We start from the raw sequence: 1,964 nt of genomic DNA on the forward strand, positions 1-1,964 counted from the left end.
CGGCCGGCGCTGCTGCTGCTGCCGTTGCCGAAGCGCCGCCGCTGGTGCCGGACGCGCCTGTCGCCGTCGAAGCCGCGCCGACCTCCGGCGTGCTGGCCGACCAGAGCCTGGAGCGTCCGCTGCGTCCGGGCGAAGTCTCGCTCGACGAGCTCGAGCGTGCCTTCCGCGAGACCGCGATCGAAGTGCCGGTCCCGGTTGCCAGGGCCGAAGTCAAGGCGGAGCCTCCGCCTGCCGCTGAAGCCCCGGTGCCTGTTGCCAAGGAAGCCGCGAAGGAGACCAAGGCGAAGGACAAGGCCGCGCCGAAGAAGGCGATCGCCGACGAAGGCGCCGCCGAGGGAGCCAGCATCGCCAACCAGTCGATCCGCGTCAACGTGGATACGCTGGAGCATCTGATGACCATGGTCTCGGAGCTGGTGCTGACCCGCAACCAGCTGTTGGAGATATCCCGCCGCAACGAGGACACCGAGTTCAAGGTGCCGTTGCAGCGGCTGTCCAACGTCACCGCCGAGCTGCAGGAAGGCGTCATGAAGACGCGCATGCAGCCGATCGGCAATGCCTGGCAGAAGCTGCCCCGCATCGTTCGCGACCTCTCGAGCGAACTCGGCAAGCAGATCGAGCTGGAGATGCACGGCGCCGACACCGAGCTCGACCGCCAGGTGCTCGACCTGATCAAGGACCCGCTCACCCACATGGTGCGCAACTCCGCCGACCATGGCCTGGAGACCCCGGCCGAGCGTCTCGCCGGCGGCAAGGGCGAGCAGGGCACCATTCGCCTGTCCGCCTATCACGAGGGCGGCCACATCATCATCTGCATCGCCGACAACGGCCGTGGCCTGAACACCGACAGGATCAAGGCCAAGGCGATCTCCTCAGGTCTGGTCACCGAGGCCGAGCTCGAGAAGATGAGCGAAGCCCAGATCCACAAGTTCATCTTCGCCCCGGGCTTCTCCACTGCTGCCGCCATCACCTCGGTGTCGGGGCGCGGCGTCGGCATGGACGTGGTGCGCACCAATATCGACCAGATCGGCGGCACCATCGACATCAAGTCGGTCGCCGGTGAAGGCTCCTCCGTTACCATCAAGATCCCGCTGACGCTCGCCATCGTCTCCGCGCTGATCGTGGAAGCCGCCGGCGACCGCTTTGCGATCCCGCAGCTCTCCGTGGTCGAGCTGGTGCGGGCCCGCGCCAACTCGGAGCACCGCATCGAGCGCATCAAGGACACCGCGGTTCTCAGGCTGCGCAACAAGCTGCTGCCGCTGATCCATCTCAAGAAGCTGCTCAAGATCGACGACGGCGCCGTCTCCGATCCCGAGAACGGCTTCATCGTGGTGACGCAGGTCGGCAGCCAGACCTTCGGCATCGTCGTCGACGGCGTGTTCCACACCGAAGAAATCGTGGTCAAGCCGATGTCGACGAAGCTGCGCCACATCGACATGTTCTCGGGCAATACCATCCTGGGCGACGGCGCGGTCATCATGATCATCGACCCCAACGGCATTGCCAAGGCGCTCGGCGCCGCCGGCTCCTCGGCCCATGACATGAACAGCGAGAACGGGACGCACAGCATCGGATCGGGCGAGCAGACCACCTCGCTGCTGGTGTTCCGCGCCGGCTCGTCCCAGCCCAAGGCGGTCCCGCTCGGGCTCGTCACGCGCCTGGAAGAGCTCCCGGCCGACAAGATCGAGTTCTCGAACGGCCGCTACATGGTGCAGTACCGCGAGCAGCTGATGCCGCTCGTTGCCATGGAGAGCGTCACCATCGCGAGCCAGGGCGCCCAGCCGATCCTGGTGTTCTCCGACGACGGCCGCTCCATGGGCCTCGTCGTCGACGAGATCATCGACATCGTCGAGGAACGGCTCAACATCGAGGTCGGCGGATCCTCCTCCGGCATTCTCGGCTCGGCCGTGATCAAGGGCCAGGCCACCGAAGTGATCGACGTCGGCCACTTCCTGCCGATGGCGTTC

Annotated in this window: 1 protein-coding gene; it reads left to right on the forward strand. The window is 66.3% G+C overall.

Going from position 1 to position 1,964, the window contains the following annotated elements; translation table 11 throughout:
• On the forward strand, positions 1–1,964 hold a 1,964-nt coding region (locus tag IVB32_RS27645; RefSeq protein ID WP_247411972.1), incomplete at both ends, for a chemotaxis protein CheA.

It is taken from the genome of Bradyrhizobium sp. 23 (genome assembly GCF_023073295.1).
GTDB lineage: Bacteria > Pseudomonadota > Alphaproteobacteria > Rhizobiales > Xanthobacteraceae > Bradyrhizobium > Bradyrhizobium canariense_D.